23 protein-coding genes are annotated in these 23913 nt (G+C 70.7%); 10 read left to right on the forward strand and 13 right to left on the reverse strand.

Translation table 11 applies throughout. The annotated features are described in order from the left end of the window. The first annotated feature begins 675 nt into the window (after nt 1-675). From CKO41_RS06110 to CKO41_RS06125, 4 genes are all read left to right on the forward strand, one after another. On the forward strand, nt 676-1215 hold the full coding sequence (locus tag CKO41_RS06110) for a glycine cleavage system transcriptional repressor (protein ID WP_200251735.1): 540 nt from the start codon (nt 676-678) through the stop codon (nt 1213-1215). Nucleotides 1216-1335: 120 nt separating this feature from the next. Further along, nucleotides 1336-1809, forward strand: a complete 474-nt coding sequence (locus CKO41_RS06115) for a peroxiredoxin (RefSeq protein WP_200251736.1) — start codon at nt 1336-1338, stop codon at nt 1807-1809. 99 nt (nt 1810-1908) lie between these two features. Next, entirely contained in the window at nt 1909-3327 is a 1419-nt protein-coding gene (locus CKO41_RS06120; protein ID WP_200251737.1) for a PhoH family protein, read from the forward strand. Nucleotides 3328-3645: 318 nt separating this feature from the next. Next, the gene (locus CKO41_RS06125; protein ID WP_200381556.1) at nt 3646-4308 is read left to right on the forward strand and encodes a thiol:disulfide interchange protein DsbA/DsbL; all 663 of its coding nucleotides are present in this window, start codon (nt 3646-3648) and stop codon (nt 4306-4308) included. 99 nt (nt 4309-4407) lie between these two features. On the opposite strand, the gene CKO41_RS06130 is transcribed toward CKO41_RS06125, so the two are convergent. The 5 genes from CKO41_RS06130 to CKO41_RS06150 all read right to left on the reverse strand — a co-directional run bounded on the left by CKO41_RS06130 (nt 4408) and on the right by CKO41_RS06150 (nt 9334). Then, nucleotides 4408-5502 carry a 6-carboxytetrahydropterin synthase gene (locus CKO41_RS06130; protein WP_200381557.1) on the reverse strand — a complete coding sequence of 365 codons (1095 nt, stop codon included), beginning with the start codon at nt 5500-5502 and terminating at the stop codon, nt 4408-4410. After that, complete coding sequence (gene queC / locus CKO41_RS06135; RefSeq protein ID WP_200381558.1) at nt 5499-6197, reverse strand: 7-cyano-7-deazaguanine synthase QueC; 699 nt, start codon at nt 6195-6197, stop codon at nt 5499-5501. The genes CKO41_RS06130 and queC overlap by 4 nt, the downstream gene beginning before the upstream one ends. 46 nt (nt 6198-6243) lie before the next feature. Continuing rightward, nucleotides 6244-7149 carry a dTDP-4-dehydrorhamnose reductase gene (rfbD, locus tag CKO41_RS06140; RefSeq protein WP_200381559.1) on the reverse strand — a complete coding sequence of 302 codons (906 nt, stop codon included), beginning with the start codon at nt 7147-7149 and terminating at the stop codon, nt 6244-6246. A 239-nt stretch (nt 7150-7388) separates the two neighbouring features. Beyond that, a complete protein-coding gene (gene ssb / locus CKO41_RS06145; protein WP_200381560.1) occupies nt 7389-7928 on the reverse strand; it encodes a single-stranded DNA-binding protein in 540 nt (179 codons plus the stop codon). 161 nt (nt 7929-8089) lie between these two features. Beyond that, the gene (locus tag CKO41_RS06150; protein WP_200381561.1) at nt 8090-9334 is read right to left on the reverse strand and encodes an MFS transporter; all 1245 of its coding nucleotides are present in this window, start codon (nt 9332-9334) and stop codon (nt 8090-8092) included. 361 nt (nt 9335-9695) lie between these two features. On the opposite strand from CKO41_RS06150, the gene CKO41_RS06155 reads away from it, so the two are divergent. Next, nucleotides 9696-10598 (forward strand): glycosyltransferase family protein, encoded by a 903-nt coding sequence (locus CKO41_RS06155; protein ID WP_200381562.1) that lies wholly within the window; start codon nt 9696-9698, stop codon nt 10596-10598. A 624-nt stretch (nt 10599-11222) separates the two neighbouring features. On the opposite strand, the gene CKO41_RS06160 is transcribed toward CKO41_RS06155, so the two are convergent. Then, nucleotides 11223-11789 carry an NnrU family protein gene (locus tag CKO41_RS06160; RefSeq protein ID WP_200251754.1) on the reverse strand — a complete coding sequence of 189 codons (567 nt, stop codon included), beginning with the start codon at nt 11787-11789 and terminating at the stop codon, nt 11223-11225. Nucleotides 11790-12068: 279 nt separating this feature from the next. Between CKO41_RS06160 and CKO41_RS06165 the strand changes: the two genes are divergently transcribed. The 3 genes from CKO41_RS06165 to CKO41_RS06175 all read left to right on the forward strand — a co-directional run bounded on the left by CKO41_RS06165 (nt 12069) and on the right by CKO41_RS06175 (nt 15319). Further along, complete coding sequence (locus CKO41_RS06165; RefSeq protein WP_242464013.1) at nt 12069-13226, forward strand: alkaline phosphatase family protein; 1158 nt, start codon at nt 12069-12071, stop codon at nt 13224-13226. 101 nt (nt 13227-13327) lie between these two features. Beyond that, nucleotides 13328-13900, forward strand: coding sequence for a lipocalin family protein (locus tag CKO41_RS06170; RefSeq protein WP_200381564.1), 573 nt, complete (start codon nt 13328-13330; stop codon nt 13898-13900). Between the two features lie 87 nt (nt 13901-13987). Next, nucleotides 13988-15319, forward strand: a complete 1332-nt coding sequence (locus tag CKO41_RS06175) for an NAD(P)/FAD-dependent oxidoreductase (RefSeq protein WP_200381565.1) — start codon at nt 13988-13990, stop codon at nt 15317-15319. A 53-nt stretch (nt 15320-15372) separates the two neighbouring features. Here the strand turns inward: CKO41_RS06175 and CKO41_RS06180 are convergent, their stop codons facing one another. Beyond that, on the reverse strand, nt 15373-15519 hold the full coding sequence (locus CKO41_RS06180; RefSeq protein ID WP_200251757.1) for a hypothetical protein: 147 nt from the start codon (nt 15517-15519) through the stop codon (nt 15373-15375). Between the two features lie 254 nt (nt 15520-15773). On the opposite strand from CKO41_RS06180, the gene CKO41_RS06185 reads away from it, so the two are divergent. Next, the gene (locus CKO41_RS06185) at nt 15774-16205 is read left to right on the forward strand and encodes a hypothetical protein (RefSeq protein WP_200381566.1); all 432 of its coding nucleotides are present in this window, start codon (nt 15774-15776) and stop codon (nt 16203-16205) included. A gap of 9 nt (nt 16206-16214) precedes the next feature. Here the strand turns inward: CKO41_RS06185 and CKO41_RS06190 are convergent, their stop codons facing one another. Both CKO41_RS06190 and CKO41_RS06195 read right to left on the reverse strand, forming a co-directional pair. Beyond that, entirely contained in the window at nt 16215-18254 is a 2040-nt protein-coding gene (locus tag CKO41_RS06190) for an ABC transporter ATP-binding protein (protein WP_200381567.1), read from the reverse strand. 296 nt (nt 18255-18550) lie between these two features. Next, on the reverse strand, nt 18551-18904 hold the full coding sequence (locus tag CKO41_RS06195) for an HMA2 domain-containing protein (protein ID WP_200381568.1): 354 nt from the start codon (nt 18902-18904) through the stop codon (nt 18551-18553). A 291-nt stretch (nt 18905-19195) separates the two neighbouring features. Between CKO41_RS06195 and CKO41_RS06200 the strand changes: the two genes are divergently transcribed. Then, on the forward strand, nt 19196-19603 hold the full coding sequence (locus CKO41_RS06200; protein ID WP_338113741.1) for a cupin domain-containing protein: 408 nt from the start codon (nt 19196-19198) through the stop codon (nt 19601-19603). Nucleotides 19604-19677: 74 nt separating this feature from the next. On the opposite strand, the gene CKO41_RS06205 is transcribed toward CKO41_RS06200, so the two are convergent. The 4 genes from CKO41_RS06205 to CKO41_RS06220 form a co-directional block, all read right to left on the reverse strand. Continuing rightward, complete coding sequence (locus CKO41_RS06205; RefSeq protein WP_200251764.1) at nt 19678-20478, reverse strand: carbonic anhydrase; 801 nt, start codon at nt 20476-20478, stop codon at nt 19678-19680. Nucleotides 20479-20488: 10 nt separating this feature from the next. Continuing rightward, the gene (locus tag CKO41_RS06210) at nt 20489-20764 is read right to left on the reverse strand and encodes a segregation and condensation protein A (protein ID WP_200251766.1); all 276 of its coding nucleotides are present in this window, start codon (nt 20762-20764) and stop codon (nt 20489-20491) included. Between the two features lie 106 nt (nt 20765-20870). Then, entirely contained in the window at nt 20871-23123 is a 2253-nt protein-coding gene (gene ligA / locus CKO41_RS06215) for an NAD-dependent DNA ligase LigA (protein ID WP_200381569.1), read from the reverse strand. Beyond that, a complete protein-coding gene (locus CKO41_RS06220; protein WP_200381570.1) occupies nt 23120-23896 on the reverse strand; it encodes a cell division protein ZipA C-terminal FtsZ-binding domain-containing protein in 777 nt (258 codons plus the stop codon). Before CKO41_RS06220 ends, ligA begins: the two co-directional genes overlap by 4 nt. Between the last annotated feature and the right edge of the window lie 17 nt (nt 23897-23913).

A 23913-nucleotide genomic window follows, 5' to 3' on the forward strand; every position in this document is an offset into this window, starting at 1 on the left:
CCGCCGGCGGCGCCTGCGCCGGTAGGGGCCCGCTGGCTGGCGATCCGGGCTGGCGATCCGGGCGGGCGATTCCGGGGCGCAGCCGTGCAGCCAATCGCCGGCAAGCCGGCCCCTGCGGCGCGCAGTCGGCCGCTCAGGGGACGCCATGCACCCGCTCGACGCCGACGAAGAGGGCCGCAGAACAGGTCGGACCCCGAGAGGTATCCCCACAAGATCGGCCTCGACGGCGAGTCAGTACGAACTGGGAGCTACGAACTGGGAGCGCCGGCTTTCAGCCGGCTTCGCGCGCGGGGGGCTCGATGCCCCCGGCGCGCGACCTGCGGCGCTGGCGCCAGGAGATCACCGATAGGCGCGGCTGGATGGCCGCTGCGCACGTGCCCTTCTACCGGCCCAGACGCCGCCGACGCGGCATCGAGCCGCGACGGCGACGAGCCGGCTGGAAAGCCGGCGCTCCCAGTCAGCCGCGCGACGGCGAGATGGCTCAGCTTGCGAGCGCCGGCTTCCGTCGGTCAGTCGACCTACGCCACGGCGGTTTAGGCCTTTTTTCCTGGGATACCTCAGGGTCGGACCTGAGCGAACCCTGCACGGCGGTTTCAAGGCCGCGCGACGCGCGTGCTACACTCCAAGACCCTATCGGCTTCGGCCCCAGCCTTGCGAGCTTGCAGATATTCGGATATGGCCACGCAGAAGACCTTTCTCGTCATCTCCGCCCTCGGCGAAGACCACCCCGGCTTAGTCAATCAGCTCTCGCGCGCCATTCTCGATTACGGCTGCAACATCGAGGACAGTCGCATGACGGTCCTCGGCGGGGAATTCGCCGCCATGCTGCTGGTCGAGGGGCGCTGGAACGCCCTCGCGAAGGTCGAGAACGGGCTGCCCGAGATCGGCCGCCAGCTCGGCATGACGGTGCTCTGCAAACGCACCGGCGAACGCGCGACGGGCAAGAACCTGCTGCCCTACGCGGTCGATGTCGTGGCGATGGACCACCCGGGCATCGTCAACAACCTCGCCGCCTTCTTCGCCGAGCGCAACATCAACATCGAGGACATGGCCACCAGCACCTATGCCGCGGCCCACACGGGCACGCCGATGTTCTCGGTGCACATGACCGTCGGCATCCCGGCCGACCTGCACATCGCCGGGCTGCGCGAGGAGTTCATGGACTATTGCGATGGGCTGAACCTCGACGCGGTGCTCGAGCCGCTGAAGGGCTGAGCCGCCGGCCGCCTGGGGCTGCGCCGAGGGGGCTGCGCCGAGGCCGTCCTGGCCCTGCCGGAAGTCCGCTGGCGCCCGCCCGCCGCCTCCCTTCACCCACCCGCCAGAGAGGTCTCGACGATGACGCTTGCGATCGGTGACCGGGTACCGGACCTGGCCTTGACGGCCACCGGCGAGAAGACGGTGCGGCTGTCGGATTACCGCGGCCAGCGCCTCGTGCTCTATTTCTTCCCGCGCGCCAACACGCCGGGCTGCACGCAGGAGGGGCAGGACTTCCGCGACGCGGCGAGCGACTTCGCGGCCCACCAGACGGCGGTCCTCGGCGCCTCGCGCGACAGCCTCAAGGCCCAAGAGAACTTCAAGGCCAAGCAGTCGTTTCCGTTCGACCTGATCGCCGATACCGACGAGGCCCTGTGCCAGGCCTTCGACGTCATCAAGGTCAAGAAGATGTATGGCAAGGAGAGCCGCGGCGTGGAACGCAGCACCTTCCTCATCGATACCGACGGTACGCTGCGCGCGGCCTGGCGCGGCGTCAAGGTCAAGGGTCATGTGGCCGAGGTCCTGGCCGCCGTCGAGCGGCTCGCCGCCGGTTAGGCGCCCGAGCGTGGGCTGCGCCGCGACCGCCCCCCTTCCACACTCCCGTCGCGCCCGCCGCTCGCCGGCCGGGCGACGACCCGCTGACCCGCACCCGTCATGATCAAGCGCCAAGAAGACAAGCCCTGCCTGTTCGTCCTCGATACCAACGTGCTGATGCACGACCCGACCGCCCTCTACCGCTTCAAGGAGCACGACATCTTCCTGCCGATGGCCGTGCTCGAGGAGCTCGACGCCGCCAAGAAGGGCATGTCCGAAGTCGCGCGCAACGTGCGCCAGGTCAGCCGCTTCCTCGATCAGTTGATGCGCGACGCGACCAAGGAGGCGATCGACCACGGCCTGCCGATCAGTCCGTTGAGCGAGAACGGCGGCGGCTACATCGCCCCGGCCACCGGCCGGCTCTTCTTCCAGACGAGCCTGATGGAGCCCTCGCTGCCGACCTCGCTGCCGGGCACGCTGGCCGACAACAACATCCTCGCCACCGCCCAGGCCCTGCAGGCCCAGGACGCCGGACGCACCGTCATCATCGTCTCCAAGGACATCAACCTGCGGATCAAGGCGACGGTGCTCGGGCTCCCGGCCGAGGACTACATCAACGACAAGGTCCTCGACGACGTCAATCTGCTCTACACAGGCCACGAGGTCCTGCCGGCCGACTTCTGGGACAGCCACGAGAAGGCGCTCGACTCCTGGCAAGAAGAGGGCCGCACCTTCTACCGGGTCAAAGGCACCGACCTGCTCGACTGGTACCCGAGTCAGTGCCTGACGATCGAGGGCGATGAGAGCTTCGAGGCGATCGTGCACGACAAGCCGAGCCCCGAGGAGGCGGTCATCGAGCTCGTCGAGGACTACCGCAGCGCGCGCCACAACGTCTGGGGGATCAACGCCCGCAACCGCGAGCAGAACTTCGCGCTCAACATGCTGATGGACCCGGACCTCGACTTCGTCACCCTGCTCGGGCCGGCCGGCACCGGCAAGACCCTGCTGGCGCTGGCCGCCGGCCTCGCCCAGGTGCTCGAGCGCAATGCCTACCGCGAGATCATCATGACCCGCGTGACGGTCCCGGTCGGCGAGGACATCGGCTTCCTGCCGGGCACCGAAGAAGAGAAGATGACGCCCTGGATGGGCGCCCTGATGGACAACCTGGAGGTCCTCACCCAGACCGAGGGCGGCGACTGGGGCCGCGCCGCGACCCAGGACCTGGTGCGCAACCGCATCCGCATCCAGTCGCTGAACTTCATGCGCGGGCGCACCTTCCTCAACAAGTACATCATCCTCGACGAGGCCCAGAACCTGACCGCCAAGCAGATGAAGACCCTCATCACGCGCGCCGGCCCGGGAACCAAGATGGTGTGCCTCGGCAACATCGCGCAGATCGACACCCCGTACCTGACCGAGACCAGCTCCGGCCTCACCTATGTCGTGGACCGCTTCAAGGGCTGGCGCCATAGCGGGCACATCACCCTGGTGCGCGGCGAGCGCTCGCGGCTGGCGGACTTCGCGTCGCAGGAGCTGTGATGACCGGGCGGGAAACTTTCCGCCGCGCCGCGCCCCTAAGGGACGGATCCAAGGACGCGCGACGCGATTCGGGCGTCGAAGTCGGGTTACGCCCCCAGGGGGCTAACCCGACCTACGGGCCGGCGAATATCGGCACGGCCGCGTAGGTCGGGTTAGGCGCGCCCGCACGGCGATCGCTGAGCGGGAACAGGCTCGCGCGCGCCGTAACCCGACATCGGGGGCTGAACAGATCACATCGCTTGCAGGCCGCACCCCTTCTCGGCGGTGCCGATTGACTGTTTTTCCGAAAAAACGCATCTCGACCTGGAGGAGAGGCCCATGACCCTGAACCGACGCCGTTTCAACTCGTGCCTGATCGCCGCACTCGGCACGGCTGCGCTGCCCGCTTGGGCGCCCGCGGGGGCCGCAGCGCTCGAAGAGGGCCGCGACTGGCGTGCGGTCTCGCCCCCGCAGCCGGGCGACGCGCCGGGCCAGATCGAGGTACTGGAGTTCTTCTCCTACGGCTGCCCGCATTGCCGGCACTTCCACCCGCTCGTCAAGGAGTGGGCCGCATCGCTGCCCGATGACGTCACCCTGCGCAGTGTGCCGGTGACCTTCGGCCGGGGTCCCTGGGAGAACCTGGCGCGCCTGCATTTCGCACTCGATCAGCTGGGCGAACTGGGGCGGCTCGACCAGGCGTTCTTCGATGCCTTGCACGAGGAGCGCAAGCGGCTCTTCACCGAGGAGGCGATCGCCGACTGGGTCGCCGAACAGGGCGTCGATCGCGAGGCGTTCGCCACCGCCTTCAACTCCTTCGGCGCGCACACCCGCCTCGCCCGCGCCAACCAACTGGCCGCGGCCTATCAGATCAACGCCGTGCCGACGCTCGCGGTCGGCGGGCGCTACGTCGTCGTCGGCGAGGGGGCGAAGACCTATGGCGATCTGCTCGCGATCGCCGACGGTCTGATCGCCAAGGCGCGGGGCGAGGCGGCACCGACCTGAGGGTCCGGTTCCCGCTGACCGGGGCCGGGGGGACGACCGGCGGGCACGATGCTCCGCGCCCGCAGACCCGCCGCGCGACGGGGCCGACGGTGAACGACCTCAGAGCGGCAGTGCGGGGCCGCCCTCGCCCCAGCTCAAGAGGACCCCGCAACCCGGGGTCTGGTGCAGATCGAGGCGCTCGAGTTGCGGCAGGGCAGCGGCCGCCTGCTCGCGGATCCAGGCGGCGAGGCCCGCCGGGTCCGCATCGCCGAGGTACGGCAGCGCGTTCAGCGGGTGGTGATCGAGCCGCTGGTAGACGGGCTGGAACAAGGCCTTGACGTCACCGTAGTCGACGGTCCAGCCGAGCACCTCGTCGAGCGGCGCGGTCAGGTGCAGACGCAGCAGATAGCTGTGCCCGTGCCAGCGCCGACGCGGGTCGCCAGTCGGCGCGCGCTTCAGCTGGAGCGCGGCCTCGAAGCGCAGTTCCTTCCAGATGCGGAACCGCTCGCCGTCGTAGTGACAGCCGGCCGTCGCGGTCTCGTAGACGCTCACCCAGGACAGGGCCGGCAACTGCGGCTTCAGGCGCTGCCAGAGCCAGCGGGCGAGCAGCTCGCTGGTCGGGTTCTCGAGCCCTGGGATGTCGTTCAGACAGGCCTGGTGGAGCTCGTCGTGCAGCGGCGCCCAGAGCGCGGCGAGCCGGTCGTAGTCGATGCCCATGTCGTCGCCGGCCAGGTCCTGGTCGGCATGGAGGATGACCTCGAAGCCGTGGCCGTGCAGGCGCCCGCACTGGTGGTCGGCCGCGACGCGGGGCAGCCAGTGGGCGGCCTCGAAGCGGAACCGGCGCCAGACGTGGACGTGGTCGCCCCCATCGAGATCGGCGCCCTGCTCGCGCGTGCTCTGGATGCCGACCGACGCGAGCCCCGGCACCCCGAGCGCATCCCGCAGCCAGCGGGCCAGATTCTCGTCGGTCGGCACCGGCAGGTGCTCGTTGAGGTCGCGGTAGTCGAGGCGCGCGACGCACTCGCCGAGCGCCGCCGCCAACGCGTCGACCTCGCCCCCGGGGCAGGCCGCCCAACCAGGCGGGATCTCGGCGCGCACCCGGGCGATGAAGCTGTGGCCATGCAGGCGCCGCGCGCGATGCCCAGCCGGCAGGATCGCGACCCGCCGGGCCGCCTCGAACGGGGCCGCGGCGACCTGGAAGAGCCGTTCGCTCATCGGGCCGCCCCGTGGCGCGCGAGGAGCGGGTCGGCGAGACCGGCCTCGGCGAAGCCCTTGGCCCGCAGCAGACAGGAGTCGCACTGTCCACACGGGCGGTCGTCGGGGCCCGGGTCGTAGCAGCTGCTGGTCAGCCCGTAATCGACGCCGAGGCGGGTCCCGAGGCGGATGATCTCGGCCTTCGAGAGCGCAATCAGCGGCGTGCAGATCTCCACGCGCTGACCGCCCGAGACCCCGGCGGCCGTGGCCAGGTTGGCCATCGCCGCGAAGGCCGCGATGAACTCCGGCCGACAGTCCGGATAGCCCGAGTAGTCGAGGGCGTTGACGCCGACGTAGATGAGGCCGGTGCCGAGCGTCTCGGCCCAGGCGAGCGCGAGCGACAGGAAGATGGTGTTGCGCGCCGGGACATAGGTGACCGGGATGCCGTCGGCGATCTGCGCCGGGTCGCGGCCCTTGGGCACCGCGATATCGGCGGTCAGGGCCGAACCGCCGATGCAGCGCAGGTCGAGGTCCATGACCCGATGCTCGGCGGCGCCGAGCGTCGCGGCGACGCGCGCGGCCGCACGCAGCTCGAGCGCGTGGCGCTGGCCGTAGCGCAACGACAAGGCGTAGGGTTCGACGCCGTCGGCCCGGGCAACGGCCAGGGTCGTCGCCGAGTCGAGCCCGCCGCTCAAGAGGACGACGGCGCGCGTCATCGTCGCCCCACCATGACGGGGCGACGCGCGGGTGTCTCGGCTGCGCTCAACGCAGCTCCTCCAGGCACTGGCGCAACGACTGGCGCCAATCGGGCAACTGGATGCCGAAGGTCTCCCAGATCTTGGTGTTGTCGAGCACCGAATAGGCCGGACGCCGGGCCGGCGCCGGGTACTCGGCGCTGGAGATCGGCCGCAGGCGACACTGATCGCCACGCGTGCCGAGGATGGTGCAGGCGAAGTCGTACCAGCTCGCCTGGCCGGCCCCGGTGACATGGTAGACCCCCTTGACCCGCTCGACCTCGAGCTCGCCGACCAGCAGGCGGTGCAGCACGAGCGAGGTGACCTCGGCGAGCATCCGGCTCCAGGTCGGCGAACCCGTCTGGTCGTTGACGATGCGCAGCTCCTCCTTCTCGGCGAACATCCGCCGCATCGTCAGCAGGAAGTTGCTGCCGCGGGCGCCATAGATCCAGGCGGTGCGCAGGATCACGGCGTTGGCCCCGGAGGCCAGCAGGCGGCGCTCGCCCTCGAGCTTGGTCGCACCGTAGACGTTGAGCGGGCCGGTCGGGTCGTCCTCCTTGTAAGGCAGGCTGGTATCGCCGGCGAAGACGAAATCGGTCGAGTAGTGGATGATCGGGACGCCCCAGTCCTTCAGCAGCGCCCCGAGCATGCCCGGGGCATCGGCATTGATCCGCTGGGCGATGGCCTTCTCGGTCTCGGCCTTGTCGACGGCCGTATAGGCCGCGGCGTTGACCACGGCATCGGGCCGGGTCTCCTGGATCAGGCGACTGACCGACTCCGAGTCGGCGAGGTCGACCCAATAGTCGGTGCCCTTCTCCACCGAGGCGGTGATGACCCGCCCGATCGGGGCCAGGGTCCGACACAGCTCCCAACCCACTTGGCCATTGGCGCCGATGAGGAGGAGGCGGGGCGATTTGGTGGTCAACGCGGTCATTAAAGGCGATCCCCTTCAGAAACAGGTAGGCGCCCGGGCGCCCTAGCGGCAGGCCGTGCAGGGCGGCGAGCCCACCCCGCTGATCGGGGCGGGCCGCCACCTGAGCGATCGACGGACGAGGACCACCTCGTCCCGGCGCACCCCAGGCCCGGTCTCGGGTCGATAGTAATCCCTGCACGCCGGGGCGAACAGGGCCACGGCGCCCGGCCGGGGCGGCACCTCGTCAGAAGGGCACGTCGTCAGAAGGGCACCTCGTCGTCGAAGTCATCGTAGCTGCGGTTCGGCGCCGCATCGCCCTGCCCGCCCCCGCCGCCGGCACCGCCTGAGCCGCCACCGTAACCGGCCTGGCCCTGGGGCGCGCTGCCGGAGCCGCGGCCGCCGGACTGGGCGGGCGGGCCGTCGTCGAACGGGACCGAGGAGCCGCCGCCCGCCCGCCCGTCGAGCATCTGCATGGTCCCGTTCATGTCGACGACCACCTCGGTCATATAACGATCCTGGCCGCTCTGGTCCTGCCACTTGCGGGTCTGCAGCTTGCCCTCGACGTAGATCTTCGAGCCCTTGCGCAGATACTGCTGGACGATCTCGGCGAGCTTGCCGAAGAACACGACCCTATGCCATTCGGTGCGCTCCTGGGGCTCGCCGGTGTTGCGATCGCGCCACTGCTCGGAGGTCGCCAGGCGGACGTTGGCGACCGCGCTGCCGCCCTGCGTATAGCGCACCTCGGGGTCGGCCCCGAGGTTGCCGATCAGGATCACCTTGTTGACGCTTCCTTTGGACATCGCTTGCCTCCGCGGCCGCCGCCGGCGGCCTCATCTGAAATCTATGATCGAAGGGCACCTCGCAAGGGCCCAGGTGCCCGAACAGGACCGGGATGCCCGCCCTCCCGGAGATTATCGAAGACCGGCCGGCGCACCGCACGCCGGCACGCGGCGCAGCCCGCTCAGGTCGGGCCCGCGCCGGCAGCGGCCGCAGCGTCGCCCGCCGGTCCGCGCAGCGAGGCGACGATCGCCAGCCAGAGCAGGGCCGCCACCGCGCAGGCGAGCAGGACGCCGCCCTGCCCGTGGGCCTGGTAGAGCCAGCCGCCGAGCAGCCCGCCGGCGAAGACCCCGGAGAACTGGAACATGGTGTAGACACCCATCGCCGTGCCCTTGACGCCGGCCGGCACCCGCTTGGCGACCAGCGACGGCAGGATCGCCTCGAGCAGGTGGAACAGGGTGAACAGCACGACCAACCAGGCACCGAGCGCGAAGAGGCTCGCGTGCCAGAGGAGCAGGCCAACGAGGGTCCCCGCCAAGGCCGCGACGGCGCCGACCAGGACCGGCTTGGCCCGTCCCGGACGCTCGGCGAACAGGATCAGGGGCACCATGCTCGCCAGCGCCACGAGCACGACCGGCAGATAGACCTGCCAGTGGCGCGCCGGCGCCAGGCCGGCGGCGACCAGGGCCAGCGGCAGGACCAGGAACAGGCTCGTCATCACCATGTGCAACAGGAAGGCGCTGAGATCGAGGCGCAGCAGGTCTGGCCGGCGCAGCACTCCCCAGAGCTGGCCCGGTACCGGTTCCAGGTCGCCGTGCACGACCGAGCGCTGCGGGTCCGGAACGACCAGCGCGAGGATCAGCATACCGGCGATCGCGAAGGCCCCCGTCAACCAGAACAGGCCCGACAGCCCGATCCAGTGGGCCAGCGTCGGGGCGAGCACGAGCGAGATCGCGAACGTGAGGCCGACGCTGACGCCGATGCCGGCCATCGCCCGCACCCGCACCGCCTCGCGCGTCAAGTCCGCGGTGAGCGCCATGACGACGGCGGCGATCGCCCCGCTGCCCTGGATCGCCCGCCCGATGATGACGAGTTCGATGCTCTCGGCCAAGGCCGCTAGCACGCTACCCAGCGCGAAGAGCACGAGGCCCGCGTAGATCATCGGCTTGCGCCCGATGCGGTCGGAGAGCACCCCGAACGGGATCTGGAGCAGGGCCTGGGTCAACCCGTAGGCGCCGATCGCCAGGCCGATGCCGAGCGGCGTCGCACCGGCCAACTCGCCGGCGTAGATGGCGAAGACCGGCATGATCAGGAAGAGACCGAGCGTGCGCAACGCAACGATGCCGGCCAGCCCCACGGCAGCGCGCAGCTCCGGGGGCCTCAGCGGCGGGATCGCGGGCGCGGCGGCGCGGCGCTTGGTTGCGGTCATGCGGGCGGCTCTAGGGGAAGGGCGACGGGCCGCCTATGGTAGCAGTTCGGCCCCTGGATGGGTCCAGCGCGACGGCGCCGCCGCTGTCGGCCGCGGCGAGGCGACCGCCAGCCAGCGGTTCCGGTCCGCACCGGTCCACGCTGGGCCCCATTGCCCTCGTCGCCGCGGTGATGGATGATGCGCATCACCATGGCCGTCGCACCCCCGGCGCCCACCGCCGCCCAGCTCATCGACACCTGCGCCGTCGTTGCCGCGCGGGGAGCGAAGCAACCCCTGCCGCCCGCGCCGCGGGCGGAACGGCGAGGCAACCCGCCTCGACCGACGGCCCGTTGACATCCGTCGAGCCACTGCTGTCATCCGCATGAAGAGCTGCGCCATCGTCACCGCCTCGGACCGCAAGTACGGCGACTTCCTCGTCGAGCACTGGTTGCGTTCGCTCCAGGAGAATGTTCGCCTCGAGGACATCGACATCGTCGTCCTCGACTACGGCCTGTCGCTCGCCCAGCGTTACTATCTGGAGCACCACGGGGTGCGGCTGCACCCGGGCCGGCGCGACGGACACGTCACCGTTATCCGCTACCGCGAGACGCGCGACCTGCTCGATGCCTGCCCCTACGAGCAGATCTGCCTCTGCGACAGCGGCGACCTCATCTTCCAGGACGACATCTCCGGGGTCTTCCAGCATCACCCGGAGTGCTTCCGCGCCGTCTGCGAGGACTCCAAGCCCGTCTTCTCCTTCTTCATCAAGGACGACTTCTTCCTCCCCGAGGACCGCCAGCGGATCACCGATTCTTTCCTGAAGAACCGCATGATCAACGGCGGCTTCATCGTCGCCCCTCGCGCGCGGATGCGCGAGCTCTGCGACGCCTGCCTACGCATGATCCTCGATAAGGAGCACTTCGGTCCCGACCAGCTGGTCGTCAACTACCTGTTGCACCAGCAGGGCTTCGAGGAGCTGGAGCGGCGCTACAACTTCGTCGTCGCGACCGCGGCCGAGCCGATCCGCATCGAAGAGGGGCTGATCCTCGATCAGGAGGGGCGACGCATCGCCGTGGTCCACAACGCCGGCAACTTCCGCTTCCTGCGGCCGATCGACAACTTCGGCTACGGACCGGGCCACAATATCCTGAAGAAGGAGATCTACACGGCGCTGCGCGGCTTCTATGCCTCGCGCTCCGGTCTCGCGACGGCCCAGGAGACGGTCCAGCGCTCGCGCCGCGAGCTCGCCGAGCTGATCCGCCGCCTCAAGGCCGACGCCCGCTGAGAACGCATGTAAGCTGTTCCGTCGACACGCCGAAATCGGCGAAAGACATCGCTTGACGACCCCTTCCCGCTCGCTCGTCCGCGGGCGGCCCACATGGGCCCGCGAACCGACGGGCTTGAAGGCGGTGCCCCTTCGATCGGGATTCCCGCGGGTCTGACGCTTAGGAAGGGTTCAGAAACAAACGACACAAGCGCGAAGACGACAAGAAACTACGAAATACGCGAAAGTCGCGAAAAAACGGCAGATCCTCGTGTGTAAGTTCGGCCCTTTCGCGTGTTTCGCGTGTTTCGCGTGTTTCGTAGTTCCCAGAAGATGTACCGGCTGTTCTTGAATCGTCACTTACGCCTTTTGCGTGTGTCGCTGCGTCTCTCATCGCCTCGAGCGGCACCTGCGCATCCGGGGCGCATGATTCGAAGGCCACTCCCGCGGTTCGCCGTCGCGCTGTCGCACACAAATAGTCGCCGTCCCCGGCGTCCTGCCGGGACGACGGTCGCGCGGAGACACCGGATCGACGGGGACGCGCCAACGGATCCCCCGCAGCGATCCCCGCACCTGATACCGGTCGGCGGGCGCGGGTACCGATCCGCCCAGGCACGCCGGCGCCGGCGGGCGCGAATCGAACGATCAGGTCGAGGGCAGCAGGGCCGGCACCCCGAAGAGATAGGGGTGGAGGTAGACAAAGAGGGCATAGACGCCGATGCCACCGCCGGCACCGACCAGGTCCCAGAGCATCGACTTGTAGTCGGTCGCCTTCTTCGCCCCGCGCCGGTTGGCCGAGACCATCGCGACGACGCTGTAGACGGCGAAGCTGCCGAACAGGATCATCGAGGCCAGGTCGCCGTTGGCGAGCAGATGGGCCAGCCCCCAGAGGAGGACGGCGGTGAGCATCGGGTGGCGGATGTAGCGGCGCACGTTGCTCGGCACATAGGCGAGGACGAGGAGCATGAAGGCCGGCAGCATCAGGCCGGGGGCGATGCTCTTCGTGAACTCGCCGGGCTGCCAGAGGTCGATCGTCGGCGCCATCCCCATGCCGATCACGGCCAGCACGATGCCGACCAGCGAGAGGATCGCAAAGCCGCCCTTGAAGGCCTGCTCGCCGAAGCGCTCGTGCAGCCGCTGGTAGGCACCGGGGAAGCTCGGCAGCATGTGCACGGTGAAGAAGAGCGCGAGGCCCAAGACAAGCAGAATCATAGTCGAGACTCCTGATGGTTTGACGATGGACGGGGCGCGCCGCAAGATCGCACCTCGACGGTGGCGAGAGGCGACCCGCGCCCGCCCGCGGGAAACGGCCGCTATTCTACGCAACCGACATTTCCGGTAGGAGCCCGCTTGCCGGCGATGAAGACCCGCATCCAGGGAGGGCCCGCCCGAGCGCCGAGGCACGCCATGGCACAGCCCGAATCCCCACAGTCGGCCCCGGCCGCCACGGGGCGCCCGCGCCCCGCCGACCTCCTACGGCTGCCGCCGACGATGCCAGTCCCAGATTACGACGGCGGCAGCCTCGTCAATCTGATGGCCAGCCTGATCGCGGCGCGCGGCGGCACCGCCGTTGCGCCCCAGTTGCGCACGCTGCCGGCCGCGGCGCTCGCCGACACCACGACCCTGGTCTTGCTCGTCATCGACGGGCTCGGCGCCGACTGGCTCGCCCGCCACGCCCCTCACGGGCTGCTCGCGCGCCATCGCCATGCGACCATCACCTCGGTCTTCCCGTCGACGACGGCGGCCGCGATCCCGACCTTCCTCACCGGCCTCCCCCCGCAGCAGCATGGCCTGACCGGCTGGTTCACCTACCTGCGCGAACTCGGCAGCGTCATGACGGTACTGCCCGGGCACCCGCGCTACGGCGGGGCGAGCTACGGCTCGGCCGGAATCGACCCGGCGCGACTCTTCGCCCTGCGCTCGGTCTTCACGCAGATGCGCACGCGCGGCTTCGCGCTCGCGCCGGCCCACATCGCCTACTCGGATTTCAACCGCGCCCTCTCCCGCGGCGCCGAGATCCACCCCTTTCGCTCGCTCGCGGAGATGTTTCGCCGCGCCCGACGGCTGGTACGCCGCCCGCGCGGCCCGCAGTATCTCTATCTCTACTGGCCGGAGCTCGATCGCCTCGGCCATGAACAGGGCATCGCGAGCCCGGCTGCCCTCGCCCACCTGGCGGCCATCGAGACGGCCCTGGCCGACTTCCTCGACGCGATCGCCGGCACCGACACCCTGGTCCTGGTCACCGCTGATCACGGCCAGCTCGACACGACGGCCGCGGACCGCATCGCCCTCGACGACCACCCCGACCTGGCCGACGGCCTGGCCCTGCCACTCTGCGGCGAGCCGCGCGCCGCCTACTGCTATCTCCGCCCCGGGCGCGTCGAGCGGTTCCTCGACGCCTGCGGCGCGCACCTCGGCGAGCGCGCGCTGCTCCGCCCGAGCGCCGACCTGATCGCCGCCGGCCTGTTCGGCCCCGGCCCGCCGCACCCGCGCCTCGCCGAGCGGGTCGGAGACTACACGCTGCTGATGCGCGGCGCGGCCGTGATCCGCGACCGCCTGCCGTTCGAGGCGCCCCACACCATGATTGGCGTCCACGGCGGGCTCAGCGCGGCGGAACTCAACGTGCCCCTGTGCCTGCTGCGTCCCTGACCGGTGAAGTCCTCTGGCAATCGCGGTCAAAGACCACATGTAGCGTGGGATGCCGACCACCGCCTCGCGACGAACCAACCATCGATGACCCAAGGACAGACATGACGACTCGCAAGCCCTCCCCGAACCGCCATCCGCTCCTCTTCTACGCCCTGATCCTGCTCGCCGGGCGAGCGGCCGCCGCCGACGCCCCGCCGGCCACGGTCGATCACGTCGACCTCGAACGCTATGCCGGGCGCTGGTACGAGATCGCGCAGCTGCCCAACCGGTTCCAGGGCGGCTGCGCGCGCGACACCCACGCCACCTACGGGCTACGCGAGGACGGCCTGATCTCGGTGACGAACCGCTGCGTGACCGCCGCCGGCAACACCGTCTCGATCACGGGCGTCGCCCGGCCGAAGGATCCCGCGCACAACGCCAAGCTCAAGGTGAGCTTCTTCGGCCTGTTCGGCATGAGGCTTTGGCTCGGCGACTACTGGGTCATGGAGATCGGCGAGGACTACGACTACGCCCTCGTCGGCCACCCGACCCGCCGCTGGGGCTGGGTCCTCGCGCGCGACCCCAATCCGCCGGCCGAGCGCATCGAGGCCTGGCTCGAGCGCCTGCGCGCGTTCGGCTACGACCCGGACAAGTTCGTCCTGACCAAGCAGACCGGCGGCGTCGCGCCGCAGTAACGACGGCGGCCCGCGCGCCGAGGTCCTCGCGAGACGGCCCCGGCGCAGCGGGTGCGCCCGGCCCGATTCCCGCGAGGACCTCCCGCCATGGGGAAGAACATCGCCGTCGTCGGCGGCGGCATCGCCGGCCTGGCCACGGCCTGGCTGCTCAACGGCCAGCACCGTGTCACGCTGATCGAGCGCAACGGCTACATCGGCGGTCACGCCCATACGATCGAGGTCGACGAGGACGGCCGGCCGGTGCCGATCGACACCGGCTTCATCGTCTACAACGAGCCCAACTACCCGCTGCTCACCCGCCTCTTCGAGCGGCTCGGCGTCGCGACGCGGGTCACCGACATGTCCTTCGCCGCCTCGATCGGCCCGTGGGACTTGGAGTACGCGACCGCAAGCCTCGGCACCCTCTTCGCGCAGCGGCGCAACCTGCTGAGCCCGACGTTCCTCGGGATGTGCCGCGACGTCCTGCGCTTCAACCAGCGCTGCCGGGCGCTGCTTGACGCCGATGGCTTCGGCGCCGCGACCCTCGGCGAGTTCCTCGAACGCGAACGGCTCGGCGAGGCCTTCCGCGACCACTATCTGCTCCCGGTCGCGGCCTCGATCTGGTCGTGCCCCAAGGCGAGCATCATGCAGTTCCCGGCCGCGAGCCTGGCCCGCTTCTACGCCAACCACGGCCTGCTGCGCCTGACCCGGCGCCCGCCGTGGAAGACGGTCGTCGGCGGCGCGCGGCAGTACATCGAACGGCTGCGCGGGGAGCTGCCGGCGTCGGCCGTCATCACCGACGATGGTGCCGAGGCGGTCGTGCGCACCGAGCAGGGGGTGCAGGTCCACTTGGGCTCCGGACGCCAGCAGACCTTCGACGCCGTCGTGCTCGCCTGCCATGCCGACCAGGCCGTCCGCCTGATCGCGCACCCGAACGAGGCCGAGCGCCGCCTGCTCGGCGCCTTCAGCTATCAGCCGAACCAGGTCTTCGTGCACACGGACGAGTACCTGATGCCGCGCTCGCGCGAGATCTGGTCGTCCTGGAACCACCTGGCCCGCTATCGCGAGGACGGCGAGGCGGCGGTGTCGGTCACCTATTGGATGAACCGCCTCAGCGGGTTCGACAGCGAGCGGTCCTACTTCGTCAGCCTCAACCCGTTCGCCGGCCCGCGCCCGGACCAGGTCATCGCCCGGATGGTCTACGATCACCCGGTCTTCGACCAGGCGGCGATCACCGCCCAGGCACGCCTCGGCGAGATCCAGGGCCGCGACCGGATCTGGTTCTGCGGCAGCTACTTCGGCCACGGCTACCACGAGGATGCGCTACGCTCGGCCGTCGCCGTCGCCGAGGGGCTCGGCGGGGAGGTTGCGCGCCTGGCCGGGCCGGTCGCGGCCCCGGGGGTGGCGCAAAACCCCGGACACGACGAGGCCCGCCCCTGAGCGAGTCGGGGGCGGGCCAGGTTGCGGGGTGCGCGGCGGTGGCGCCGCGCGGGCTAACCGCGCGGGCGCGAGCGACTGCGGGCGCGCTGTCCCGAGATCGGCACCGGCCGCAGCGCAGGACGGCGCTGCGCCTGGCGCTGCGCGCGCACCGTCACCGCAATGCCGGCGAGGGCGGCGAGAGAAGCGATCACTGTCGTCATGGCGGCCTCCAGTTCATCGGCATGGATGGATCGGCCGCCGAGCGCGGCCTTAGTTGGCAACATTGGTCCGCGACACGCGGAATTCCAGCGACGTCGAAGAGACCGAGGAAGGGGGTATCGGCCATGACCGAAGTCGTGGACCGCACCTTCGACACGCGTGCGAATGCTTGGCCAGCACGGCCGATGAAGCCGTGCCTCCCGAGGCGCCGCGACGCATGCGACTCGGTCTTTTCGCACCCTGACAGCGGCGAACGATGCAAACCGGCTACCTGCTGATCGAGACCCGTCGAGACCGCCCGGGACAGGTCCGCCTCGACACGGCGCGACTGCCGCCACCGCATCCCGCCCCCCTCGGGCCCACCGGCGGTGGCCCGCGCCTACACTACGTCGCCCGCTTCACCGACATCGAGGCGGCGCCGATGCACGCCCACGAGGCGTTGCGCCGACACCTGCTCGATGGTGATGCCCGCGTCTACCGCACCGATCCGCTCACGGCGGTCGCCGCCGTCGAGACGATCGCACTGCCCCACCAGCGTCTCTATCTCGATCCTGCACTCGACGCCGATCCGTGCCTCGCCGAGGCGATCGCCCGGCGCCAAGCGCGACAGCGTCGGCGCGAGCGGTTGTGGCAGGGTGTCGGTGTCGGCGCCCTCGTACTGCTGGCACTGCTCGCGATCGGCCTCTGAGGCGGCACCTCACCCGGCCCGCAGACAGCTCACCCAGTGCCGCCCGCCGAGGCAGACCTCGGGCGGATCGGTTCGGCCGCAGACCGCCAGCGCCTCTGGGCAGCGCGGGTGGAAGCGACAGCCAGCCGGCGGTCGCGCCGGCGACGGCCGCTCGCCGGCGAGGCGGATCGCCGGGCGCCGCGCGGCCACCTCGACGACCGGCACGGCCGAGAGCAGGGCACGGGTATAGGGATGGCGGGGCCGATCGAGTACCTCGTCGACGGTGCCGCGCTCGACGATCCGCCCGAGGTACATGACGGCGACCTCGTCGGCCATCTGGGCGACGACCGACAGATCGTGGCTGATGAAGAGGTAGGCGATCGCCCGCTCGCGCTGGAGGCGGGCGAGGAGGCCCAGGATCTGAGCCTGGACCGAGACGTCGAGGGCGCTGGTGGGCTCGTCGCAGACGATCAGCCGCGGCTCGGGCGCCAACGCCCGGGCGATGCCGATCCGCTGGCGCTGGCCACCCGAGAACGCGTGCGGCCAGCGCCGCGCATCCTCGGCGGCCAGCCCGACCTGCTCCAGCAGCTCGGCGACCCGGCAGCGGGCGGCACGCCCAGAGGCCAGCCCCATCGTGCGCAGGCCCTCGCCGACGATGTCGCCGACCCGCAGCCGCGGATTCATCGCCCCGTAGGGGTCCTGAAAGACGATCTGGAGGTCCTTGCGCAGCGCCCGCAGCTCCCGCCCCCCGAGCCGCGCGAGATCGCGGCCGCGATACCAGAGCGCCCCGGCCGTCGGTGCGACGAGCCGCACCAGCGCCCGCCCGACCGTCGTCTTGCCGCAGCCCGACTCGCCGACCAGGGCCAGCGTGCGCCCCGGGTGCAGGGTCAGCGAGACGCCGTCGACGGCGCGCACCCGGCCGGCCTCGCGACCGAGCAGGCCGCGGCGGATCGGGAAGTGCACGACCAGCCCGTCGACGCGCAACAGCACCTCGGTCTCGCCGGCCGGTCGGGGACGACGCGCCGCCGCATCAGCGGGCGGCGGATCCGCCTCGGCCCAGCGGTGGCAGCGGACCCGGTGCCCGGCGGCGACCGGGTGCCAGGCCGGCTCGGCCGAGCGGCACGCGGGCGCGGCCAGGTCGCAACGCTCGGCGAAGCGGCAGCCGACCACGGACGCCCCCGGCGGCGGGACCCGCCCGGGGATGCCGGCCGGGGCGGCGGCGCGGCGATCCAGCGACGGGCGGCTCGCGAGGAGCCGCCGACCGTAGGGATGGGCCGGACCGGCGAAGAAGGCCGCGCACGGGGCCTCCTCGACGAGTCGGCCGGCATACATGACCGCGAGGCGGTCGGCGGTCTCGGCGACGATGCCGAGATCGTGCGTGATCAGCAGCAGCGCCATCGCATGGCGACGCTGCAGGCCCACGATGAGCGCGAGGATCTCGGCCTGAATCGTGACATCGAGGGCCGTGGTCGGCTCGTCGGCGATCAGCAGTTGCGGCCGGCCGGCCAGGGCCATCGCGATCACGACCCGCTGCTTCATCCCGCCCGAGAGTTGGTGCGGATAGTCGCCGAGGCGCTCGCGCGGGGCTGGGATGCCGACCTCGCCGAGCAACTCGACGACCCGCTCGCGCACCGCCCGCGCGCCGTGCCGCCCGGTGTGGCGACGCACCGCCTCGGCGACCTGGGCGCCGACGGTCAAGACCGGATTGAGCGCGGTCTGCGGCTCCTGAAAGATCATCGCGACCTGCCCGCCGCGGACCCTGCGCATGGCCCGCTCGGGGAGCCGCAGCAGATCGGCCCCGGCCAGGCGCACCTGGCCCGTCACCGCCACCACCGCCGGCGGCAGCAGCCGCATCAGCGCCAGCGCGGTCATCGACTTGCCGCAGCCGGACTCCCCGAGGAGGGCCAAGGTCTCGCCGCGCGCGATCCTGAAATCGAGCCCGGCGACGACCGCCGCCGTGCCCTCGGGGCGCACGACGCGCACCGTGAGATCGCAGACCTCGAGCAGCGGCTCGCTGATCCCGGACAAGGGCCACCCCGGCGACGGCTCGGGGATGACGCCGATCGCCATCCCAGCGGCCTAGACTAGCGTAGCCCGGGCCGTTCGCCGAGCCCCCGCTCCGATTGAGGCGGGCCGACGCCACGCGGCGAGCCCGCTAGGAACGGTGCAGAAACAACCGACCCAAGCGCGGGGAAGACAAGAAACCACGAAATACACGAAAGTCGCGAAAAACAGCGGATAATCCTATGCGTATTCAGTTCTTTCGCGTGTTTCGCGTGTTTCGTAGTTCCAAGAAGATGCGCCGGTTGTTCTTGAATCGTTCCCTAGCGGCGGACGTGCCCCGCCGCGCCGGAGGCTGGGACGGCTCAGAGCAGGACGCTGACGAGCTTGAGCGCCGAGCGCTCGATCGCCTTGTTGACGACGGCGCCCATCAGGGCCTTGCCGAAGAGCTCGCCACCGCGCCCGATCAGGGCATCGCCCCGCCCGGCGGTCGCGAAGCAGCCGGCCTCGTCGAGGGCCTCGAGGATCCGGCTGCGAGTCACCTGCGCCGGATCGTATTGGACGGTGATGCTGCCGGCCCGCGGGTTGAGACGCACATGGGTCACGCCATCGAGGGCCATCAAGCGGTCCTCGGCGACCTGCGCCGCCGCCGACCGACAACGAAAGGATCCCGACCGGATACGCAAACGCCCAGGGATGTGATGTATATAGTGGCTCATGGGGTCTCCGAGGCTCACCCGTATCGCGAAACGTTGAAGACGGCCTCCCGAGGGCTCGCGCACCCGGGGTGCCCGCCGACTCGGCGCCGCAGGTCCGCATGGGGGTCGGCCGGCGAGTCATGAAAGCGATCGATTCGCATTCTAAGCAGACCCAGCGATCGATGTAAATAGATCTCAGTTGCGAAGTATCATTGCCCTTGTTAAGGTCGTGACAGGCACGGGGCCATCTCGTCGAGAGATCCCGCACGTCCGTCCCGTATCCCAACCGTCGTGATTTCAGAGGTGGCTAGCGTGATCAAAGAGGCAGATTGGCTCGTCTTCCAGCTCGATGAGCTGGTCGCGAAGGTCGAGCGCAACGGGGTGACACTGAAGGAGTTCCTGCGCACCCCCTCGCTATCCTGCTCGATCTACCACCTGCCCGCCGGCTCCAAGGACATGGCCAGCGCGCACGAGGAGGACGAGCTGTACCTGGTCCTCGACGGCAACGCCCATCTGCGCGTCGGGGAGACCGAGCACCAGGTCCAGAAGGGTACGCTGATGTACGTGCCGGCCGCATGCAGCCATGCCTTCTTCGACATCGACCGGGATCTCACGGTGCTGGCCTTCTTCGGCGCCCCGATCCGCGATCTCGGCATGCGCGGCGAGCGCCACCGGCTGCGCTACCGGCACGGCCGCGAGCCGGTCATCCAGGACGACTGAGCGCGCGAGGGCCGCCCGCCGGGGCGCTCGCCACCCCACACGATCACCCCAACCGGGGCGCCGTGCAGCGCCTCTCAGCGATGCCGATAGACGACCGGGCGCCGTCCGGCGGTCTGGAGCGGCCGGGCATTGGCGCCGAGCGCCTGCTGGAAGCGCGCGATCACGGATGCGTCGACGACGAGCGGGGTGCGCAGCACGAGCCATTCGATGCCCTCGGTGCAGGGCGGCACGGTCAACGAGCCGGGATAGGCGAAGTGCTCGCGCGCGCTCGGGAGCAGAAAGAGCGGATTGATGCCCACCTGGCCGCCGTAGAAGGCCTCCCCGGGCGGCGGCAGGTGCTCGGCGATCCGCCGCAGCATGCTGTTGGTGCGCCGACCTGGTTCGACCAACACCGCGACGATCAGGAGGCGGCCGGCCGCGTCACGGTGCAGGAACTGGACCTCGAGCTCGGCCGCGCGGCCGTCGATGCGATGTTCGCTCGGGGCATGGAATTGGAAACGCACCAGCTCGTAGCGGTGGCCGTCGACGGTCAGATGGCTGCCGGCGAGGTCGTCGGCCCAGATCAGACGGCCGTCGTTGACCAGGCTGAGGGGGCTGCTGCGGTAGGCGAAAGACATCGCCACCCCGGGGGCGGCGGTGCTCGGGCGCAGGTCGATCGGCGACTGAAGCGTCCCGGCGGCACAGGGCGTATAGGCGGCGTCGAGCTCGGCCCAGTGCGGCGGGCCAACCTCGCCCCGGTAGCCCCAATCAGGGGCCGTGGAGGTGAGGGTGGCCGGCGGCGGGGCGAAGGGCCAGGCGGCCACCTCGCCCGCCACCACCAGCAGCGCCGCGGTGGCCAATGCGATCGGCCCGCACGCGTCGGCGACCCGGGGCATGGCCACCGGCTCAGTCCCGCCGCCGCCGATCGAGCCCGGCCATGGGCACCACGGCCGCGGCAGGGCGCTCGTCGGCATAGTGGGGACGCTCGCCGCCCCGGCCCTGGGCGTCGGCCAGCTCCTTCTCGCGGGCGGCGATCAGGGCCAGGCACTGGCGCACGTCCTCGACGGTCGTCGCCGAGAGCGGCTGACGCTGGCCCGGCGCCGGCGTCACGTCGCGGATGATCGCCGCAAGGGTCTTGCGCATCGCGATCAGGATCTGCTGCTCTTTCGTCAACTCGGTCATCTCGCCCCCCTCGTGACCGGTCCCCCCGGTCGTCCTCGCCCCAAGGTGCCGACGTGCCTGCCTGTGAGGGAATGGGGGCACACCGACCGAATTCCAGCCGCCGCCCTCAGCGGCGCTCCAGCAGCGCCGCCAGGCCCTCCTCGTCGATAACCGCCCGCCCCAGGGCGCGGGCGCGTTCGAGCTTGCTGCCCGCGTCGCGCCCGGCCAGCACGTAGTCGGTGTTGCCCGAGACGCTGCCGGTGACCTTGGCACCCAGGGCCTCCAGCTCGGCCTTGATCGCCTCGCGCGGTCGACTCAACGTGCCTGTGATGACGAAGACCTTGCCGGCCAGCGGCTGCGCCTGCGCCTGCGCCGCGGCGGCTGGCTGCGGCGCAGGCCAGTGGATGCCGGCCGCGCGCAGCCGATCGATCACTTCCCGGTTGTGGCGCTGGGCGAAGAAGCTGACGATGTGGGTCGCGACCACCGGCCCGACCCCCTCGACCAGGCTCCCCTCGCGGTAGATCAGGTCCTCGGGGCGGGCGGCCCGCAGCGCCGCCCAGTCGCCGAAGGCAGCGAGCAGCCGGGGAATCGTCGTACGGTTGAGACCGGTGATCTTGAGGCCCGCGAGCCAGTCGGCCAGGTCCCCGTCGGGGGGCGTGTCGCCGGCCTCGGCGAGCCGGGCGCAGAGGCGCTCGGCGGCCCGCTCGCTGATCCCCTTGACGCCATGGGTCTGTTGGAAGTCCTCGACGCGCGCGGCGGCGAGCGTCTCGAGGTCGGGGAAGCGCCCGGCCAGGGCCGCGGCCGTCGCCTCGCCGACCTCGCGGATGCCGAGGGCGTAGATGAAGCGGGCGAAGGTCGTCGCCTTGCCCTTTTCCAGCGCCGCGAGCAGGTTCTGGGCCGACTTCTCGCCCATCCGCTCGAGCCCGGCGAGGGTCTCGGCCGAGAGGCCGTAGAGGTCGGCCGGGTCCTGGACCAGCCCCTTGTCGACGAGCTGCTCGATGAGCTTGTCGCCGAGCCCCTCGATGTCCAGCGCCCGGCGCGAGGCGAAGTGCACGAGCGCCTCCTTGCGCTGGGCCGGGCAGTAGAGGCCGCCCGAGCAGCGGGCGACGACCTCACCGGGCGGGCGCACGACGTCGGCACCGCAGACCGGGCAGTGGCTCGGCAGCGTCACGGCCTGGGCGTCGGCCGGACGGCGCTCGGCCAAGACCCGCACGACCTCGGGGATCACGTCGCCGGCGCGGCGCACGTAGACGGTGTCGCCGACGTGGACGTCCTTGCGCCGGACCTCATCGAGGTTGTGCAGCGTCGCGTTCGAGACGGTGACCCCGCCGACCGCGACCGGCGCGAGACGCGCCACCGGGGTCACGGCGCCGGTGCGCCCAACCTGGAACTCCACCGCCAGGACCTGAGTGAGGGCCTCCTGAGCCGGGTACTTGTAGGCGATCGCCCAGCGCGGCTCGCGGGTGACGAACCCGAGTCGTTCCTGCGCGGCCAGGTCCTCGACCTTGAAGACGACGCCGTCGATGTCGTAAGGGAGCCCGTCGCGCCGCTCGGCGAGCGCCCGATGGTAGGCGAGACAGCCGTCGATGCCCTCGACCACCTTGGATTCCGGCGACACCGGCAACCCCCAGCGGCGCAAGGCCGCGAGCATGCCGCTCTGGGTCGCCGCCGGGCGCTCGCCCTCGAAGGCGCCGAAGCCGTAGCAGAACATGGCCAACGGGCGCTCGGCGGTGACCTTGGGGTCGAGTTGGCGAAGGCTCCCGGCGGCGGCGTTGCGGGGGTTCTTGAAGGTCTTGCCGCCGGCCTCGCGCAGCCGCGCGTTGAGCGCCTCGAAGGCGGCGATCGGCAGGAAGACCTCGCCGCGCGCCTCTAGGAGCGGCGGCCAGTCCTCGCCCGAGAGGCGCAGCGGGATCGAGCGGATCGTGCGCACCTGGGCCGTCACGTCCTCGCCGCGGTGCCCGTCGCCGCGCGTCGCCCCCCGCACCAGCCGGCCGTCCTCGTAGAGCAGGCTGATGGCCAGGCCATCGAGCTTGGGCTCAGCGACGTAGGCGACCCGTTCGACCCCGAGCGCGCGGCGCAGGCGTTCGTCGAAGGCGCGCATCTCGGCCTCGTCCATCGCGTTCTGCAACGACAGCATCGGCTGGCGATGGATGGCCTCGGCGAAGGACGAGAGGGGCTCGGCACCGACCCGTTGGGTCGGCGAATCGGGCGTGATCAGCCCCGGGTGGGCGGCCTCGAGCGACTGGAGCTCGCGCAACAGGCGGTCGTACTCGCTGTCCGGGATCTCCGGGTCATCGAGTACATAGTAGCGGTAGTCGTGGTGACGGAGCTGGCGGCGCAGGGCATCGAGCCGCGCCGCCAGCTCGCCCTCGCCGGTCACGGCTCGTCGACCTCGGCCCCTGCATCGGCCTCGACCTCGGCGTCGCGCGCCTGCATGCGGGCGAGGACCCGGGCGCGTAGCGCCTCCTCCTTCTTGGCTGTGAACGGGGTGCGGGTCTCATCGCGGATCTCACCGCCGAGCTCCTCGGCGAGGCAGCGGGCCGTGGCGACCAGCTCGTCGGCGGCGGCGAGGTCATCGGCCTCGCCCTCCAGCGACGCGAAGAGGACCAGGCCGGGGGTCGCGAAACCCTCCATGCCGCCGAACGGGAAGGTGCCGGGCTTGACGAGGTTGGCGACCCGAAACAGCGTCCGCTGCGCCTGCTCGTCGCCGAGATAACAGTGGAAGACGTCCATCTCGCCGGGCTCCAGACCGCAGGACGAGGCGGCCCGCACGATGCCGGCGCCATCGAACTGCTCGCCGCTCGCGGCGACGACGCTCAGCTGGACGATCAGCGGCTGGTCGAGGTCGGGCTCGGGCTCCGGCGGTGGCGGGGTCGGGCGGCTCGCGGCGAGGCTGTGGCGCCCCGTCGTGTATTCGGCCTTGCGACCCTCGGCGAAGCCCGCCCCGCCCAGCGAAGACCGAGGCGCGGCATCGAACGAGGAGCCCTCCCAAGGGTCGAGGTTCGGCTCGTGACGATCCTCCCAGTGGACGTCGTCATCGGAATCGTCATCGACGTCATCGCCGCCGGCCCTTCGCCGCTCCCAAAGGTAGAGCGCGAGGATGAGCATCACACCGACGACGATCAAGATCAGGCGCAAGGTGTTAGCGTCCATTCGGCTGTCTTCACAAG

The sequence above is a fragment of the Thiococcus pfennigii genome (genome assembly GCF_016583835.1).
In the GTDB taxonomy this organism is placed as follows: domain Bacteria; phylum Pseudomonadota; class Gammaproteobacteria; order Chromatiales; family Chromatiaceae; genus Thiococcus; species Thiococcus pfennigii.